We start from the raw sequence: 523 nt of genomic DNA on the forward strand, positions 1-523 counted from the left end.
TGTATTTTCTTTTTGTTGTAGTTATTTTTTTTGCTGTTTTGCGCCCTTAGCTTGGTAGAATCCCCGGCAATAAGTGTTCCCCCGATCAGGTTGAAGTTACGGGCGATGGCCACACTTTGCCGGAACACCTTTCGGATGGCTTTTGGGTTTTCTTTTCTAAACCGGGCAATGGTATTGTGATCGGGTTTTAAGTTTTTAATCAACCAGATCACTTCAATGTTACGATAAGTCTCTTTCTCCAATCTTCGGGAAGATCGCATCTGGTTCATATAGCCATAGATAAAGAGTTTGAGCAAATCTGCGGGATCATAGGGCGGCCTCCCTTGAGTGGCTATGGTTTGAAAGCCTATCTGTGATAAATCAAGCAAGTTGACAAATTGATCAATGAGTCGTACGCTATTATCCTGGGGAATCATATCATCCAAACAGGTTGCGTAAAGACTAAGCTGTTCGCGGTTTTGTCCTTGTTGGTATTCCATATCCTAAAAATACGAAATTCTTAGGTTTTGAGACAGTCTGACGG

General features: G+C 42.1%; 1 protein-coding gene. It reads right to left on the reverse strand.

Annotated elements, in window-relative coordinates:
- The coding region (locus IIF7_RS20655; protein ID WP_139801395.1) for a transposase at positions 1-479 on the reverse strand (479 nt) is incomplete at its 3' end.
- Positions 480-523: the final 44 nt, after the last annotated feature.

Origin of the sequence: Zunongwangia atlantica 22II14-10F7, from assembly GCF_002094855.1 — a bacterium.
Taxonomy (GTDB): Bacteria; Bacteroidota; Bacteroidia; order Flavobacteriales; family Flavobacteriaceae; genus Zunongwangia; species Zunongwangia atlantica.